This is a genomic window from Algibacter sp. 2305UL17-15, assembly GCF_040720935.1.
In the GTDB taxonomy this organism is placed as follows: domain Bacteria; phylum Bacteroidota; class Bacteroidia; order Flavobacteriales; family Flavobacteriaceae; genus Jejuia.
In genome coordinates, this window is sequence record NZ_JBFDAE010000013.1 from 43,314 (window position 1) to 61,811 (window position 18,498).

Annotated in this window: 10 protein-coding genes; 5 read left to right on the top strand and 5 right to left on the bottom strand. The window is 36.7% G+C overall.

Going from position 1 to position 18,498, the window contains the following annotated elements; all coding sequences use genetic code 11:
* The first annotated feature begins 63 nt into the window (after positions 1-63).
* From ABXQ82_RS14020 to ABXQ82_RS14035, 4 genes are all read left to right on the top strand, one after another.
* Complete coding sequence (locus ABXQ82_RS14020; protein ID WP_367060909.1) at positions 64-966, top strand: alpha/beta hydrolase; 903 nt, start codon at positions 64-66, stop codon at positions 964-966.
* On the top strand, positions 963-2,627 hold the full coding sequence (locus tag ABXQ82_RS14025) for a sulfatase (protein WP_367060912.1): 1,665 nt from the start codon (positions 963-965) through the stop codon (positions 2,625-2,627). Before ABXQ82_RS14020 ends, ABXQ82_RS14025 begins: the two co-directional genes overlap by 4 nt.
* 148 nt (positions 2,628-2,775) lie before the next feature.
* A complete protein-coding gene (locus ABXQ82_RS14030; protein WP_367060915.1) occupies positions 2,776-4,635 on the top strand; it encodes a family 43 glycosylhydrolase in 1,860 nt (619 codons plus the stop codon).
* Positions 4,636-4,651: 16 nt separating this feature from the next.
* Positions 4,652-6,739: a glycoside hydrolase family 97 protein gene (locus tag ABXQ82_RS14035; RefSeq protein ID WP_367060918.1), complete on the top strand. Its 2,088-nt coding sequence runs from the start codon at positions 4,652-4,654 to the stop codon at positions 6,737-6,739.
* A 154-nt stretch (positions 6,740-6,893) separates the two neighbouring features.
* On the opposite strand, the gene ABXQ82_RS14040 is transcribed toward ABXQ82_RS14035, so the two are convergent.
* The 5 genes from ABXQ82_RS14040 to ABXQ82_RS14060 form a co-directional block, all read right to left on the bottom strand.
* The gene (locus ABXQ82_RS14040) at positions 6,894-9,794 is read right to left on the bottom strand and encodes an alpha-amylase family glycosyl hydrolase (RefSeq protein WP_367060921.1); all 2,901 of its coding nucleotides are present in this window, start codon (positions 9,792-9,794) and stop codon (positions 6,894-6,896) included.
* 64 nt (positions 9,795-9,858) lie between these two features.
* The gene (locus ABXQ82_RS14045) at positions 9,859-11,322 is read right to left on the bottom strand and encodes a SusE domain-containing protein (RefSeq protein WP_367060924.1); all 1,464 of its coding nucleotides are present in this window, start codon (positions 11,320-11,322) and stop codon (positions 9,859-9,861) included.
* 17 nt (positions 11,323-11,339) lie between these two features.
* A complete protein-coding gene (locus ABXQ82_RS14050) occupies positions 11,340-12,470 on the bottom strand; it encodes a SusE domain-containing protein (protein ID WP_367060927.1) in 1,131 nt (376 codons plus the stop codon).
* 18 nt (positions 12,471-12,488) lie between these two features.
* Positions 12,489-14,045 (bottom strand): RagB/SusD family nutrient uptake outer membrane protein, encoded by a 1,557-nt coding sequence (locus ABXQ82_RS14055; RefSeq protein WP_367060930.1) that lies wholly within the window; start codon positions 14,043-14,045, stop codon positions 12,489-12,491.
* A gap of 3 nt (positions 14,046-14,048) precedes the next feature.
* On the bottom strand, positions 14,049-17,165 hold the full coding sequence (locus tag ABXQ82_RS14060; protein WP_367060933.1) for a TonB-dependent receptor: 3,117 nt from the start codon (positions 17,163-17,165) through the stop codon (positions 14,049-14,051).
* Positions 17,166-17,415: 250 nt separating this feature from the next.
* On the opposite strand from ABXQ82_RS14060, the gene ABXQ82_RS14065 reads away from it, so the two are divergent.
* Complete coding sequence (locus tag ABXQ82_RS14065; RefSeq protein WP_367060936.1) at positions 17,416-18,489, top strand: LacI family DNA-binding transcriptional regulator; 1,074 nt, start codon at positions 17,416-17,418, stop codon at positions 18,487-18,489.
* Positions 18,490-18,498 lie beyond the last annotated feature (9 nt).

The window sequence follows — 18,498 nt, forward strand, 5'->3', positions numbered from 1 at the left end:
TTTTAAAAACCTTGTAGGTCTAAATCAACAGAATAAAATTTTATAAAATAGTAAACCATCAAAATGAAATTTGAATATTTAAATCTTAAATTTTTTGTATTGTTCATATGCATAAGTAGTTTTATGTGGTCTCAAAATAAAGCCACCTACACCTACGCCAAAAAAGATTCAGAAAAATTAAAACTAGATGTTTATACTCCAGAAAATTTAAAAAAGAATGATAGTTTGCCAGTCGTTTTATGGATGCATGGTGGCGGTTTTTCAGGTGGTAATAGAGATAATCATGATGAGGTTAAAATGATGAAATACTTAACCGAAAATGGCTATATAGGGATTTCAATTTCATACAGATTATTGCTCAAAAATTCAGAAACAGGTTCTGGTTGCGATTGCCCAAAAACCTTCAAATTAGATGTTTTTAGACAAGCAGCCATTGATTATCTGGATGCTGCAAAATATGTTGTAGAAAACAAGGAACAACTTCAAATTGACACAACAAAAATTATTGCTGGAGGCAGTAGTGCAGGTGCAGAAGGCGTTTTAAATGCGGTGTATCTAAAAAACTTTTTTGTAGATGATGTTTCAGTATATAACCATGTGAATTTTGCGGGTGTTATCTCGTTAGCAGGTGCTTTGGTAGATTCAGATTATATCTCGAAAGATAATGCAGTTCCAACTGTTTTATTTCATGGAACAGATGATAACTTGGTACCTGTTGGAAAAGCACCACATCATTATTGTACTCCCGATAGATTGGGCTATTTAATTTTAGAAGGCTCTGAAATAATTGCTGATAAATTACATGATTTAGAGGCATCGTATTATTATCATAAAGTAGTTGGTGGACGACATGAACTCTGTCAAATTCCTTTTAATCAATTAGACCAAATACTTGATTTTTTCAATCAAACTATTCAGCATAAAGAAACCGTTCAAACGAAAAAAACACTAACAAAAAAGCCATGAAAAAACGCATCTATATACTTTTAATAGCCATAGCTTTTCAATCTTGTAAAGACGAGAAAAAAGAAATTGTCGCCGAAAATCAGAAAAGACCAAACATCATTTTCATTATGGCAGACGACCATGCAACACAGGCAATAAGTGCCTATGGACACCCCATTAGCCAATTAGCACCAACACCCAATATTGACAGAATTGCTGAGGAAGGTGCAATTTTCAAAAACAACTTTTGTACAAATTCCATTTGTGGGCCTAGTCGCGCTGTGATTCTAACGGGAAAACATAGCCACATAAACGGTTTTAGAATGAATGGGAATCGTTTTGATGGCAGCCAACAAACCTATCCTAAACTGTTACAAAAAGCAGGTTACAAAACGGCTGTATTTGGTAAATGGCATTTACATGGCGAACCGGAAGGATTTGATTATTGGAATATTCTACAAGACCAGGGCAATTATTACAACCCTAATTTTATTTCTGTAAACCCAGAAACAAAAACCGTTGATACGACTATGGTTCAGGGTTATGCAACCGATATTGTAACCGAAGATGCCATTCGATACTTGGATAAAATTAAAGATGACAACGTCCCTTTTATGCTCATGGTACAGCACAAAGCCCCACATAGAAATTGGATGCCCGCTTTACGTCATACTAATAAATATGATAATGTAAAGTTTCCTGTTCCAGATACTTATTTTACAGACCATAAAGGCTCTACGGCTTCAAAAGAACAATACCAAACCATTTATAGAGACATGTACGAAGGCCATGATTTAAAAATGACCAAAAAGAAAGGCAGTCCAGAATTGGCGCACAATCCTTGGAAAACAGATTTTGAGCGTATGACACCAGGGCAACGCGCCGCTTGGGATAAAGCCTACCAACCAAAAAATGATGCCTTTCACGATGCCAATTTAAAAGGAAAGGATTTAGATTTATGGAAATTACAACGCTATTTACAAGATTATTTGGCAACCATAGCTGCGGTTGATGAGGGTGTTGGGAAAATTTTAGATTATTTGAAAGCCAATAATTTAGAGGAAAATACCATCGTGGTTTACACTACAGACCAAGGCTTTTATTTGGGAGAAAAGGGCTGGTTCGATAAACGTTTTATGTATGAGGAATCTTTGGAAATGCCTATGCTTATGAAGTACCCTAAGGTGATTAAACCAGGAACTGAAATTACTGCATTAACGCAGAATCTGGATTTTGCTGAAACCTTTTTAGACTTTGCAAATGTTGACATTCCCGAAGATATGCAAGGAAAATCATTAAGACCCTTATTTACTAACACTATTGAAGATGAAGATTTCCGTGATGCCATTTATTATCATTATTATGATTTCCCCGCATTTCACATGGTAAAAAAGATGTATGGTGTGCGTACCGACCGTTTTAAATTGATTCATGTATATGATGATATTGACGAATGGGAATTATACGATTTAAAAGAAGACCCTTCAGAAGTCAATAATGTGATAAATGATGATGCTTACAATGAAGTTGAACAGATTTTACGACAACGATTAGCCGAATTGCAAGAGCAATATCATGTTACCGAAAAAGAGTTTGAACGTGCAAAACCAGAACAAATTAAACGCGCCTATAAAGGTTTTGAACGATTGCGAGGACAGCCTATGGAAGCTTATGAACATTAATGTCATAAGACCTGACAGGTAAATTCAGAACTTAGCGATCCGACCTGCGAGGTTTTAAAAACCTTGTAGGTCTCACAAAATATAAACATCCTTTTCCTGCAAGGTTTCAATCCCGAAACTTCGGGAGTAGGTTTAAAAGATCAATCAGATGAAATCAATCTATAAAATCACACTAATTACATATTTAGGATTAGTTTGCCTCTTTTCCTGCAAGGACAAGATGGCTAATTCAAAAGCGGTTGCTAAAAATCAAACTTCAAGTTCAGAAAAAAAGAATTCAGAAACTTATTGCAATCCGTTAGACATTGATTATACCTACATGGTTTACAATTCAAGCAGAAACTTATCCTATCGCTCAGGTGCAGACCCTGCTGTAATAGAATTCCGTGGAGAATATTACATGTTCGTTACGCGTTCTTTTGGCTATTGGCATTCTACAGATTTGGTAAACTGGAAATTCATTAAGCCCCAACAATGGTTTTTTGAAGGATGTAACGCACCTACTGCTTTTAACTATAAGGATTCATTAGTCTATTTTGCAGGTGATCCGGCCGGTTACGGAAGCATTCTTTATACAGATGATCCAAAAGAAGGAAAATGGACTCCAACGGCTTCCATTACCAAAAACATTCAGGATTCGGAATTATTCATTGATAATGACGGCAAAACGTACCTTTATTGGGGGTCATCCAATGTACATCCCATCCGCGTAAAAATGCTGAATAAGGACGACCGTTTTCTCGAAACAGGTGTTAAAAAAGAATTGATAAATCTTGTTGAGGAAGCGCACGGGTGGGAACGCTTTGGCGAAAATAATTTTCATCCCACTTTGAAGGAAGGCTATATGGAAGGGGCTTCCATGACAAAGCACAACGGGAAATATTATTTACAGTATGCAGCTCCCGGGACTCAGTTTAATGTGTATGCAGATGGTGCATATATTGGAGATACACCACTTGGTCCCTTTACTTACATGAAAAATAACCCAATGAGTTTTAAGCCTGGTGGGTTTACCAATGGCGCAGGACATGGTATTACCGTTAAGCAAACTAACGGACAATATTGGCATTTTGGAACCATGGCATTGGCCTCTAATGCGCAATGGGAACGTCGTTTGTGTATGTTTCCCACCTATTTTGACGATGAAGGCTTAATGTACTGCACTACTGATTATGGCGATTATCCGCGTTTTGCTCCAAGCCATCCAACAAAAGCAGGACATCATAATGGCTGGATGTTGCTTTCTTATAAAGGAAGTACTACGGTGTCATCATCATTAAAACAGATTATGAAATTCACATCGAATGACGATGATGTACAGGTCACAGAATTACCTCTCGAAAAAACCGCAAACGATGAAATTATATCGAAAGTATTGACTGATGAAAACCCGAAAACATTTTGGGTGGCCGAAGCCAATAATGATAAACAATGGCTAAAAATTGAAATGCAAAACCCTGGAAAGATTCATGCGTTTCAGTTGAATTTTCACGACCACGAATCAGGGATATATACGCGAACCGAAGGATTGAGACACCGTTTCAGTATTGAAACATCAGAAGATGGTGAAAACTGGCAAACTGTAGTTGATAGAAGCAAAAGTGATATTGATGCGCCTAACGCTTATATCGTATTAGATACCCCAGTTCGTGCAAAGTATGTACGCTATAACAATGTGGAGGTGCCAGGAGCAAATTTTGCTATGTCTGAGTTCAGGGTGTTTGGTTTGGGCGATGGAGAAATACCAGCAAGTGTAAAAGGGTTCACGGTAAAACGCAAAACTGACCGAAGAGATATAGGGTTTACTTGGAATCCTGTAAAGGGTGCTCAGGGTTATAACATTCGTTGGGGAATCGCTCCAGACAAACTTTACCAGTCGTGGTTGGTTTATGATACCTCTGAACATTTTATGCGATGCTTGGATCGTGATACGCCATATTATTTTACAATTGAAGCATTTAATGAAAATGGGATTTCAGAAAAAAGTGAGATTATACAAACGCCTTAAATCTAGTTTCAAAATTATGAGAATCAGTTTCAATATAAGAACAATTTATTTAGGTTTAATCTTTGCAGTTACTTTTTCGTCTTGTGTTGATAAACCATTAAATACTAGAGTTCTTTCTCCTGATAACAATGTGAAAGTCGATTTTTTTCTATCTGAAAAAGGCGAACCATATTACATAGTCAATTATAAAAATAAAAAAGTTATCGATACTTCAAAAATGAGTTTTGATTTAAAGGATGCTGAATCTTTAAGTGATAATTTCAAAATAACAGCTATTGAAGCAACGACTACCGATGAAACATGGGACATGATTTGGGGAGAAGATGCTCAAGTGAGAAACCATTACAATGAATTGAAAATTGAATTAGAGGAAACTTCAGAATTAAAACGACAATTGAATATTGTCTTCAAAGTTTATGACGACGGTATCGGATTTAGATATGAATTCCCGAAGCAAAAACATTTGAATAATGTTGTGATTACAGATGAAAACACCGAATTCAATTTAACCGAAAACCACAAAGTATGGTGGATTCCTGGAGATTGGGATATTTATGAATACTTGTGTCAAACCACACAATTCTCAGAAATCGATGCCTTAAAATTCTATGAACCTGGGACACATTTAGGACAAACCTACATGCCTGAAAATGCTGTAAATACGCCAGTAACCATGAAAACGGATTCGGGTGTGTATTTAAGTTTTCATGAAGCAGATTTAACCGATTATGCAGGTATGACTTTAGCGGTTGATACCACAAACTTAAAAATGAAAAGCGAATTGGTTGGTAACAGTAAAAACATAAAAGTAAAACGGCAAACACCATTTGAAACACCATGGAGAACCATTCAAATTACAGACAGAGCAGGAGATTTAATTGAATCTAAACTCATCGTTAACCTAAACGACCCAAGTGAAATTGATGAGATGCCTTACTTCAAACCTATGAAATATTCAGGTATTTGGTGGGATATGCACATCGGCACAGGTAGTTGGGATTATTCTGGAAAATACCATGCCGCCAATACTGAATACGCCAAGGAGTTAATTGATTTTTCTGCGGAACATAACATCGGTGGAATGCTTGTTGAAGGCTGGAATATTGGTTGGGAAAAATGGTGGGATAAGAAGAATAAAAAAGTACACTTCGATTTTGTGACGCCTTATCCAGATTACGATTTGGAAGAAGTGGTGCGTTATGGAAAATCCAAAGGCGTGGAATTAGTGATGCATCATGAAACTTCAGCAGATATTATCCGCTACGAAAAACAAATGGATACCGCTTTTGCTTTGATGAAAAACCTAGGGATTCATTCTGTGAAAACAGGTTATGTTGGTAGTATTATTCCAGAAGGGGAATACCATCATGGGCAATATATGGTAAATCATTACCAAAAAGTATTGGAAAAAGGATTGGAAACTCAAGTAGCTATAAATGCACACGAACCCATTAAAGCAACAGGAAAGCGACGCACATATCCAGTTGCCATTGCTCGTGAAGGTGTTCGCGGGCAAGAATATAATGCATGGGCTAAAGATGGTGGTAATCCTCCAGAACATTTAACCATTGTGCCATTTACCAGAATGTTGGGCGGCCCTGTGGATTATACTCCTGGAATTTTCAATACCTCTTTAAAACCATCAAGACCAGAAAATCAAATCAATACCACATTGGCGCATCAATTGGCGTTGTATGTGGTGTTGTATAGCCCCGTGCAAATGGTGCCAGATTTGATGAAACATTATAAAGGGCATCCAGCCATGCAATTTATAAAAGATGTTGGTGTAGATTGGAATACCTCAAAAGTTTTGGATGCTGAAATTGGGGAGTTTATCACGGTTGCAAGACAAGAAAAAGGGACTAAAAACTGGTTTTTAGGGACGATTACTGACGAGAATAAACGTGCTCTAAAAGTTAATTTAGATTTTTTGGATGAAGGCAAAACTTATTTGGCAAAGATTTATAAGGATAAACCTGATTCTCATTATCTAGAGAATCCAGAGGTTTACGATATTGAAGAAAAAGAGGTAGATAGAGAAACTGTTTTAGAACTTAATTTAGCTGCAGGAGGAGGGTGTGCTGTTTCTTTGATGCCTCTATAAATAGGAATTAAAGCCAGCTTCTTGAAAAATAAAAGGCTTTCAGGAATCTGAAAGCCTTTAAAAGATTGCTAGCATTTCAACTAACATTCAAACTAAACTAAACTAAACTAATTTTTTTACATTAATCAACACTCAATCATAGTCTCAAAGAGTTTTAAAACTTTACAAGCTTTGTGAAACCCGTAATGCCAAAGTCATTTTTAGCCCTTATAAGATATATGCTTTTCGGTAAATTTGAAACATCAAATGCGTGTCCGCTTTTAAAATTACCTTTAAACAGCTTTACCAATTTTCCTCTTATGTCATAGATTGATACTGTTTTTACATCCGTATTTATAGAAAACATATATTGGGTTGGGTTAGGATATAATTTAATGGCATTGGAGGTTTCAAAATCATTTACCGATAAAGAAGACGCTTGATTCCCATACATTTTAAATTCCCCGGGTGCTAGATTTATGGATGTTGTGCTACCTGCGATAGTTGCAGGAGTAGCCGAGGTATCCATTAAATCATACCAAGTGCCCCCATAAGGAAAGTTTGGGTTTACATTGGTATTGGCCAATTCAAAATTAGCAATGATAACCACATTTTTTAACTCAGTGCCAGAAGTGGTTTCACTTCCGGTAAATATGCTTATTCTGGGCGTTAGGTTTCCAGATGTAATATTATAATCACCTTCAAAAACGGGTTCGTTCACCTTTAGATTGTTGATTCTGGACCATGTTTCATAAATAGGACTTCGGTTCGCATCATTCAACCAATTGTTGGTCCATTGAGGTTGTGGTTTGGTGTCCAGTTTACAATCTCCAGCAGGGGAACCATTATCACCACTTGGAGGTGAGTCATCAGGTAAGTTCAAACTGCCATTTGAGCATGTAAAAATAGAATTGTCCATGCCCAATTCCCCAAAATGCCAAATCATTTTTGGCCCAGGAATGGTTAATGACATAGCTCCTAAAGCCGACATTCTTGAGAGTCCTGTGTTGAGGTCTTTGGTGTCATATCCGCCACTACTATTACCGAAACGTTTGTTTTTTTCCATAATTCGGAGTTCATCATGACTTTCGGCATAGCCAACCACACGTTTGTCTGTAAAACCAGAATGTGCTTTATGTCCCATTCTGCTTATGTTAGAATTGTTTGCATATCCCATGGTCAATTGGCTATAAGGGTCCGTCATTTTTCCCCATAGCATAATACCTTTGGGAATTGCGTCTCCCAATCTGTAATTGGCCCATTCGCTTTCTTCATCGTCGTTACCCAAATGCTCAAAAATGACATAATGCGTTTCATCTAAACTCCAAGAATAATCGGCATACTCTTTTAATACATCAACACGATCTTGTTTGTAACTATTGGTGCAACCTTCATCTCCAGAAGAACATAATTGGGTAAATCCTTTGGTTAAATCCCATCGGAAACCATCAATGTTAAATTCTTCTATCCAATGTTTTACAACACGCTTTGTATAGACTCTTGTAAATGAGTTGGAATGATCAAAATCAGAGCCTACGTTATAGGAATGTTTTGGTGTGGTGTTAAAATAAGGGTTTTCTGAACTTGGTTCGCCCCAACCATCATTGTCAGGATCGTTCATCCACATACGCACCATCGGGTTTCTTCCAAAGGCATGGTTTAAAGCTACATCTAAAATTACGGCGATACCATTTTGATGGCATACATCCACTAACTCTTTAAATTTGTCTTCGGTACCATAAAATTTATCCAATGCCATATGAAACGAGGTATTGTATCCCCAACTTTCATTGCCTTCAAATTCCATTACGGGCATTAATTCAATAGCATTGATATTTAAGTTTTTAAAGTAATCGATTTTGTCAATGATGTCTTGAAAGTTTCTATCGGCATCAAAGTCACGAATTAAAACTTCATAAATAACCAGATCTTCTTTTTTAGGTTTATTGAAATTAGTAACCTGCCAATTGTATGGTGTTTTTCCAGTTTGAAGTACAGTTACTTCACGTTCTTGACCAACTGGATAAGTTGGTAAACTAGGATATGTTGAAGGAGGAATAGTTGGATCATCAAAAGGAGATAATACTAATGTGGAATAAGGATCGGCTGTTTTAACTAGAGCAGGGGAGTTTGCAATTGGTGTTTTGTCCACCACCCAATATTGATAGGTTTCTATTTGTTGCGAAGTAAGCCCCGTCAATGTCAACCAAAATTTATTTCTGGTAGTATCATATTTCATAGCATCGGTAGTTTCAGGATTCCAACTGTTAAAACTTCCTGCTACGTAAACAAAATCCTTTTCAGGGGCATTTAAAACCAATGTTGCCACGGTAGGATCTGTGTTGTCATAGTTGATGCCTTCTGGATAATCTTCGGGCATTGTAGCGTTATTGGCACCTGGATCGATAAGTACTGAAAATGCTACAGATTTAGTTGTGCTTCCGATGGTTGCTTCTAAAACATAATTTTTATTTACCATAATATTCATATCGGTATAGGAATAGGAAGATGCACTTGTAGCAGGCTCGTCTATTGTACTTCCATTGGCTTTTAAGATATAATTGGCATTGCCCCCAGTATTGGTAGCGGTGATGCTTAAATTTCCTCCAGAAGATAGTATGGTAATTGGATTTGTAGGTGCAGTAAGTGTTAATTGTAACGCCCCCACAGAAATATTGAGATTAGTGGTTTGCGTACCCGCATTGGCACTTCTCAAAACTATATTAATACCGGTAATGGTGCCTGCGGGATTATTATAGAAGTCGCGTATTGTTGGTGTAAGGTTTAAACTATACGTATTGCCAGATACCAATGCTAAAGCGGGTTGGTTTGAGTTATTTCCCCAATCGCCTTTAACATTTTGCCATTGTATTGTATTATCAAGAGTTACACCCGTATGGGCATAAATAGTGCCGCCATAAGATTCTAAAGGGGTTCCTGTTGCATCAAACAATAGCGTTGCAGAATCGGTTTCTTCTGGGTTGTTGCCACCTTGCCATGATAGTTCAGGAGATGGTTGGGCAAAAGTTGCCACATACGTAAATAATAGAACTGTAAATAGTAATAGTTTTTTCATAGTTGTGAGTTTCAATGAAAAAAGGCTGTGCGATGGTATAGCACAGCCTTTTGTCTTAATTAAACTAGTTTGCTATAATCACATAGCTACCATCCAAATCATTGAACCAAATATCATAGCTACCTGTTGGTGAGGTAAAAGGGATATTGTTTCCATCACCAGCTAAAACCGCTGTTCCATATAGTTCTGTGGAGCCTGTATATCGCCATACATCGGCCCAATCGTTATTGGCTCTAATCAACATAGAACCGCCATTCGTAAGTGTAACATCATTTAGATACCATAAATGAGGATTGTTAGGGTCTTGGGTTAAATCTGTATCATTGTCTCCGTCCCAACCATTAGGGGTTGCATCGCCAATAATAGCAATAGAGGTGTAGGTTGCCACTCCAGAAGCATCAAAAGGTGTTACTGTAAAAGTACCTGATTCGCCTACTGTTGTAAAATTGTAGGTGTAATACCCTGCTGTAGCAACATTAAATGTTCCCGGATCTGACCCACCACCTGTATTTACAGCTAAAGTAGAACCGTCATTGGTGCCCCATTGTGGTTGCCATTGATTGGTTTCCAGTAATTTGAATTCACCAGCTTGAAAATATCCTGTATATACATACGCATTGGGCACCTCTTGATTTCTAAATAAAGGGTTGTTATTGTTATCAGGATTCCACCCTGCTGTTGTAGCACTGCCTACCATAAATAAATTTGGAAAAGACGCAAGATAAGGGGTTACAGAAACCGTTACGGTTTCAGAAATGCGTTCTAAAACATTTTCATTAGAGTTTGTGTTTTTGGCCACAACCCTCATTTCCATGTCACCAGCCACTTCTGCTACTAAACCAATACCAATGGCTACTGCATTTAAATCGGAATGGGTTGCTGTTATTGAAGTGATATTGGTGCCCGTTCCAATTGAAATAGGAGTAGCAAAATCTGTTCCTGCTGCAGCCGCTTGAAGGTTGTAATCAATATTAGTGTCTAAATCGGAAGCAAGAGCAACATCTGTCCATTCAGCAGTCATTGCTATGGCGTCTAAAGAGCCAATAGATAGTACAAAAGCATCGTTTGCTGATGGACTGGTCAGTTCCGGTTTATCGGTAGGATATGTAGTTATTATATATTTTATAGCGTTGCTAGTAGCGTTATCTGCCACAACCCTTAAGTATACATCAATATCCTTGAATTTTGTTACGCCAGCATTTCTTATGGCTGCATTTAAATCTTGAACATTTATTGTGAAAAAGTTGGTACTAGAATTACCTAAATCAACAGTTGAAGTAAAATCGGTATCCAAAGCCATTTCAACGTCGTATGAAGTACTGCCCGTTAAATCGTCGTTCCACGAAAGTGTAATGGCGGGATTTGTTGGTGTCCCGAAATTTAAAAACACAGTGGAAATTCCTGGCTGCTCTAGTGTAAATGCTGGATCTGCAGACATTATCTGAATACTATCATCGGTTTCACAAGCGGTTAAGATAAACGCTAGTGAAAGCAAAAGAAAGCTTATTTTTTTTATATATAAATTCATGTTTATTTTTTTTATGATTATAAATTCAACGGAATTAGTATATAGCGACCATCTAGATCGTTAAACCAAACCTCGTAATCGTCTTCAACAATAACAGGAATGTTTCCACCATTAGCTGTTGCTTGACCAGAAAATTCAGTGGTTCCTCCCCAAACAGATCCTGAGTTTGTTTTAAACTGTAAGTCTCCTTGCGTTAAACGTACACTACTTAAGTACCAAATATGGCTATCAAAAGTAGATTGGGTCATAGCAGTAGTGGTAGCTGCCGAACCTTGAATTTCAATGCTAGTGAAGTCTGTTGCTCCAGAAGCATCATAAGCAGCCATAGTGTATGTTTTTGAAGAGAAGTTTATACTAAATTGATAATATCCATCAGCTGCCACTCCAAAACGCCCCGGATCGCCATCTTGTGTTTCTGGATTTCCTGCAATACTCCCAGAAGTTTTAAGAACATCATCCCCTTCATCATCTGATACACCCCATTGCGGTTGCCATGAACCTCTAGTTTCTAAAATCTTGAATCTTCCGTTACCAAAATCACCGTCACTATTTGTAAAATAGCCCGTATAGTAATATATATTTGGGTTGTTGCCATCTCTAAACAAAGGCGGGTTGTTATTGTCATTGCTCCACCCTGGTGCCACACCGTTTCCTACTAAGTAATAATCTTTAAAAGTATAATTAAAGTATGGAAATACGTTAAAGCTGATGCTGTTTGATGCAACGGGTAAACCGTTTTCAGTACCAACGGAAGAGGTTACTCTTGCATATAGCATATTCCATGCAAAGGGAGGTAAACCAACGTTGCCTGCTGCAACGTTTACTTCACTTGCAGAAAGTGTCACTGTATTACCACTATTAACAGTAGCTGCGGTTGCTGAATTCGAGAACATTTCGTCGCTAGCCACCTCAATCTGGTAGGTAACTGGAACTTGTTGCCCATAATCTGCTTCGGTCCAGTTAAAGGTAACCGCTGGGTTATTTGTGTTAACAGGATCCAGCACGATATCGGTAATGGTCAAATCGCCCAAAACAACGGGTTCGGTGTCAGAGACAATAAATTTTTCATCGTCTTCAGAACAAGAACTAACTAACACAAGTAAAAGTGCTGCTAGTATGGGTATAAATATGTTTTTCAATTTTTTCATTTTAATTCATTTTTAGTATTAAAACCCTGGGTTTTGAGATAAATTCGGGTTTGCTTGTAGTGCCGACGATGGTATAGGATATAATCTATAAGTAGTCGGTATCGATGTACCATTTTTTACACCACCTTTCCATGGCCATAAATAAGACCCTCCTGTAAACTTTCCAAAGCGTATTAAGTCTGTACGCCTGTGTCCTTCAAGGTTTAACTCTCTTGCACGCTCGTCAATAATGAATTGTTCTGTTAAATCATTTTGAGTAATGCTGCTTGCATTTGATCTTGTTCTAACATCATTTACATATTGAACAGCGGTTCCCATATCTGCTCCTGCTGCTCCTCGAACAGCGCATTCTGCATACATCAAATAAGCATCAGCTAATCTGAATAAAGGAAAGTCTGTTGGGGAAAAACTTGAGGGTAAAGAAGGTCCAGTAAAGTTTGTATTTCTAAATTTTATAGAGGGGTAACCATCGGTCCATTCTTTATAATCTTCCATTTCAAAATTATGTCCATCTGTCCAAAATAGGTTTGCTCTATCATCTGTTGAAGTACTTAAATCACCAAATAAACCATACCAAGCTTTGCTGGATCTGTGTCCACCCCAACCTTCAGTTGCACCAAATTGTGCTAATGGCATCGTGGCGTCATTTAAACTACCATTAACAATATAGGTAGTGTTTCCAAAACTCTGACTTACTTGATCATCAGCAATTAAAGGGAAAATGATTTCATTTGATTCATTATTGTCTCCAGAAAAAATACTCACAAAATCTGGATCTAATGTATAAGGTCCTTCGGTAATTACTTTGTTAGCAAATGTAGCTGCATCTCCATATCTAGGAGTACCTGTATAGACTTCAGCATTTAAATATAATTTTGCTAGTAACATTTGTGCTGCACCACTTGTAGCTCTACCATATGTATTGGTTGCTGGTAAAAGAGGCTCAATAGCTAATAATTCAGATTCAACAAAATCAAATAATTCTTGACGCGATGCTTCAGGTAAAGACTCTGTTTGACCAAAATTTTCTTCTGTTGCCAAAACCCCTTTTCCAAAAACATCAATTAAATAATAGTTAGCCAACGCTCTAATAAAGCGAACTTCAGAAATTATTCCGTCTTTATTTTCTACCTCTACGTTAGGAAGGATTGAAAGTAAGTTGTTACACTGTGGAATTGTAAAGAAAATTCTATTGTATAAATACCTAAAGAATTTATTTTCTGGTGTCCAATCTGTTGTTGTGGTTAATTGGTCTAGACCATTGTCTCCCCATCTGTTTTTCATAGCATCGGCTGCGAAGTCTTGCAGATTTACAATCCCTCTTAAAAAAGGTGATTCACCGGCATCGTCACTAATGTCTGAACTTCCAGAACCGTCGGCACCAGAAAGTGCGAACGAACCATAAAGTCTAGATAAAATACCTTCAACTGCGCGTGGATCTTGAGCCAGTAATTCTTCTAACGATAACTCTACTAGTGGTTTAGTGTTTAAATCATCTGTACAGCTAATGCTGACAGAGAATACTACTACCAAACCAAATAGTAATTTTAAAATTTTATTTTTCATAATTTTCATAGTTTAAAAATCAATATTAACACCTAAATTATATATGGTTGCTCTTGGGTAAAAGTTATTATCTATACCTGTGAAATTCTCAGGATCTTGTCCAGAATAATTTGTGATTAGGAAAGGGTTGTTAACCGCAGCATATAATTTAAGTCTTGCATTTTTTATGACATCAGTCAATGTGTGACCAAGCACAATGTTCTCACATCTTAGGAATGAAGCACCTTCAAGAAAATAATCCGAATATTGAACAGGGTCTACTATATCTGTAAATACGGGACTTGCCTCTCCTTCAAAGAAATTCAAGGTATTGTTAAATGAATTACCATCTAAAGACAATGCATTTTCTATCGCACCATGTGTTAAGCGTCTTGAGTTGTAAATTTCGCCATCTAACTGACCTCTAAAGCTTGCGCTGAAATCCCAGTTTTTGTAGTTCATGTTAAAACCAAAACCAAATGTCCAGTTAGGTTGAATAGCTCTATAATATCTATCGGCTTCTGTAATTCTTCCGTCATCGTTTAAGTCAACGAAAGAACCTAATATTGGGTTGCCATCGGTGTCATATACTTGTTTTAGAACCCATGCAGAACCTGCTTGTTCTCCTAAGGCATGTCTTAATAATATATTCCCTGTTCCAATAGCTAGTCCACCATTTGGAGCGTTAATTTGCTCAACTCCTTCTAAGTCAGTTACCTCAGTAAAATTATATGATAAATTACCATTAAATGACAAATTGAAATCATCATTTTGTACAGGGTTTAAGTTTAAGTTCAACTCAAATCCTTTACTTTCAGTGGACCCTACATTTTGAATAACCTGATCGCTTAAAGCTTGTCCTGGAGGAACTCCGGTTAACACTAATAAATCTGTTGTTTCTCTTTTAAAGATATCAAAAGATCCTGAAAGGAAGCTATTTGCAAAAAAGTCAAAATCCACACCTGCATTATATGTTGTGGTTTTTTCCCAAGTTAAATCTGGGTTAAACTCTTTAGCATTATATAAGTTAACACCAGAGATATATTGACTTTCTGGAGAACCAATTTCGAATAAAGGAATAGATGGGTAAAAACCAACCTGTCCAGAAATATCTTGTTGCCCAGTTTCACCCCAACCAAATCTTAGTTTAAAATCGTTAACAAAGTTTACATCTTTTAAAAAACTTTCCTCTTTTACTTTCCAAGCTAATGCCGCAGAAGGGAAATAGCCCCAACGGTTTTCTTCTGTAAAGAAAGAAGATCCATCTGCTCTAAAAGAAGCTGTAAGTAAGTATTTGTTAGCTAAATTAATATTAGCTCGTCCAAAGAATGATTGCAAATTCAATTCGTTAAAATATCTATTATTAGGATTTAATGGGTCTATATTTGGAATTCTTTGACCTGTTGTAGGATCATTTTCAAATTCATCTTTATTACCATCATTTTTAAAGTTTTGGTATGAGTATCCTGCTTGAACATCAAAATTATTAATGAAGAAGTCGTCAAATTCTTTGCGGTACGCTAGGTAAGATTCCATAGTAACATTTGTAATATGCTGTCTTTCTCCAAAACTTTTTCCTGGATTAAATATAAATGTGCCAGGTGGAACATTAGTATCTGGTACTAGTGTGTATGAATTAATTGCATTCTCAGAAAAAAGCTCTTCAATTTCAGCTCTTGCTGCTTCTAGACCTAAATTTACAACAGCACGTAATTCTGGTAAAAAATGCATCTTATAATCAAGTTCTATATTACCAAGTAAACGATCTACCTTTTCAGGACGTCTTCTTTGTAATAAAACGCCTAATGGATTGCCTGCTCCAATTTTTGCGTTTGGGTTATTAGGGTTATCCGGAGCTTGTAATTGTTGGTAGAAACCACCAAAAATAGAATTTCTATCGTAAATTGGTTTGGTTGGATCCATTGAAATAGCTCCACCTAATGCACCACCTTCATCAATAGAATTTTTGTCAACAACGGTTCCTTTAGCATTAATGTCCACTTTTAAATGATCATCAAAAAACTTGGGAGTCAATCTTAATGATGCCGTAATTCTCTCATAGTCATTAGTTTTTACAACACCTTCAGTTTCATTATAACCAATAGAGGCTCTAAAAGGAACTTTTTTCAATAAATTGGCTCTTACGCCAAAGTTATAGTCTTTAGTTATAGCTGTTCTATAAATTACATCTTGCCAATCGGTATTGTAAATTTCACGTTGGATAGGGTTACCATCCGCATCTGTTAAATTAACGATTGTACTTGGCTGATTATTATCAACGCTCCCAACAGGTACACCTAAAGCTTCTAAATTATTTGGAAAGTATGTTTGTGCAAATCTTACAAATTCATTGCCATTCATAACTTGAACTTGGTCACTTGGGCTAATATTACTTAACGAGGTTCTAGCAGAAAAATTAAATTTAGCTTCTCCTGAAGTTCCTTTTTTGGTGGTAATAATAAGTACACCATTAGAAGCACGAGAACCGTAAATTGCAGTTGCAGAGGCGTCTTTAAGAATACTGAAACTTTCAATATCGTTAGGGTTTATCAAACTTAACGGGTTTCCTACACCGGCAACACCCCCATTGTCTAGTGGCACACCATCAATTACGATTAAAGGCGAATTGTTACCAGAAAGTGATGAACCACCTCTAATACGAATATTCGGAGCAGCATCTGGTTGTCCACCAGCACTTGTTATCCTTACACCCGCTGCCTTACCTTGTAACAATTGATCTGGAGATACAACTGCACCTTGGTTAAAGTCTTCCGACGAAATAACATCAACCGCACCCGTTAAATCTTCTTTTTTAACGCTACCATAACCAATAATAACAATTTCTTCCAATTGTGCAGCATCCTCAGTTAATTGTACATCTAAGGTGGTTTGTCCAGAAAAAGTGATTTCTTGAGATTGATAGCCCACATAAGAAAATACAATAACATCTCCGTTATTTACTTCAATAGTATAATTTCCATCAAAATCTGTGGCGGTTCCAGTTGATGTGCCTTTAATAACGACATTTACCCCTGGAAGAGGGATGGAAGTTGATTGTTCTGTTACTGTTCCTGTTAAAGACGTTTGCCCGAATATATAGGCGGGTGCCAAAAACAGAAAAAACAGTAAACTATTAAGTGTTGATTTCATACAAATTAGTTTAATTAATAAGTCATTTTAGTTTGTTTATATTTCCACTTCTCATATCAAAACTATATAAACAAATTGTAAATAAACAATTCCGGATTACGAAATATTCTACGAAAACGTTTTCGTGTTGACAACTTTTTGGTTTTTTGGCCTAAAACTGAGAAAAGCATATATTAACGACCTATTAAATAATTTCATTTCTTTATCCATAACAGCCGAATAATTGCTATTTTAGGCTGAATTAAAGATTATGAAAAGAAAGATAACATTAAAGCAAATTGCTAAGGAATTAGACGTTTCGGTTTCAACGGTTTCCAAAGCTTTGAGCAATAGCAAAGAGATTAGTGAAGATACGACGCAAAAAATTCAAGCGTTTGCTAAACTATACAACTACAAACCCAATAATATTGCACTTAGCTTAAAGAATAGAAAAACTAAGACCATCGGTATTTTAATTCCAGAAATTGTACATCATTTTTTCTCAACGGTTATTCGAGGTATTGAGAGAGTGGCTAATCGTCGCGGATATAACGTTATTGTTGGCTTGTCCAACGAATCGTTTACAAAAGAAATCATTAATATGGAAATGCTTGCCAATGGTAGTATTGACGGGTTTATTTTGTCTATATCCAAGGAAACTTTACTAAAGCAAGATTACCATCATTTTAACGCTACAATTAATCAAGGCATCCCTATTGTAATGTTTGATAGGGTTGTAAATGAAGTGGATTGCGACAAGGTAATTGTTGATGATTTTAACGGTGCGGTAAAAGCTGTTAAAAGGTTAGTAGAAAACGATTGCAAAAATATAGCATTAATAACCACGATGGATTACGTTAGCGTAGGCAGATTAAGAACCCAGGGTTATTTAGAGGCTTTACAACTTAGTGGCATTGAGGCAGATTCTAATTTAATTTTAAAGATTGACGACAGCTTAGACGTTGAAAATAATTTGGATGTTTTAGAAACTGAAATAGTTCAATTTTTAAAGTCAAACCCCAATATCGATGGTATTTTTGCAGTAAATGAACTGTATGCCGTTTCGGCAATGAAAGTGGCAAGAAAACTAGGATTTAAAATCCCAGACGATATACAGGTTATTGGTTTTACAGACGGTGTGCTTTCAAAACATGCAACGCCTAGTTTAACAACGGTTAGTCAGCACGGTCAAAAAATAGGAGAGCAATCTGCGAATTTATTGATAGATAGATTGGAAGCAGAAGACGCCAAAACCGAGCAATACTTCACTAATAACGAGAAAAAAAGTGATTTTATAAAGGTGGTTATCGAGACCGAAATTATTGAAAGAGAATCCACTAAATAGTTTCGTTAA

Bases quoted from the DNA above. Each gene is read 5' to 3' on its own strand.
- ABXQ82_RS14020 (WP_367060909.1), top strand. From the start codon at position 64: ATGAAATTTGAATATTTAAATCTTAAATTTTTTGTATTGTTCATATGC.
- ABXQ82_RS14025 (WP_367060912.1), top strand. From the start codon at position 963: ATGAAAAAACGCATCTATATACTTTTAATAGCCATAGCTTTTCAATCT.
- ABXQ82_RS14030 (WP_367060915.1), top strand. From the start codon at position 2,776: ATGAAATCAATCTATAAAATCACACTAATTACATATTTAGGATTAGTT.
- ABXQ82_RS14035 (WP_367060918.1), top strand. From the start codon at position 4,652: ATGAGAATCAGTTTCAATATAAGAACAATTTATTTAGGTTTAATCTTT.
- ABXQ82_RS14040 (WP_367060921.1), bottom strand. From the start codon at position 9,794: ATGAAAAAACTATTACTATTTACAGTTCTATTATTTACGTATGTGGCA.
- ABXQ82_RS14045 (WP_367060924.1), bottom strand. From the start codon at position 11,322: ATGAATTTATATATAAAAAAAATAAGCTTTCTTTTGCTTTCACTAGCG.
- ABXQ82_RS14050 (WP_367060927.1), bottom strand. From the start codon at position 12,470: ATGAAAAAATTGAAAAACATATTTATACCCATACTAGCAGCACTTTTA.
- ABXQ82_RS14055 (WP_367060930.1), bottom strand. From the start codon at position 14,045: ATGAAAATTATGAAAAATAAAATTTTAAAATTACTATTTGGTTTGGTA.
- ABXQ82_RS14060 (WP_367060933.1), bottom strand. From the start codon at position 17,165: ATGAAATCAACACTTAATAGTTTACTGTTTTTTCTGTTTTTGGCACCC.
- ABXQ82_RS14065 (WP_367060936.1), top strand. From the start codon at position 17,416: ATGAAAAGAAAGATAACATTAAAGCAAATTGCTAAGGAATTAGACGTT.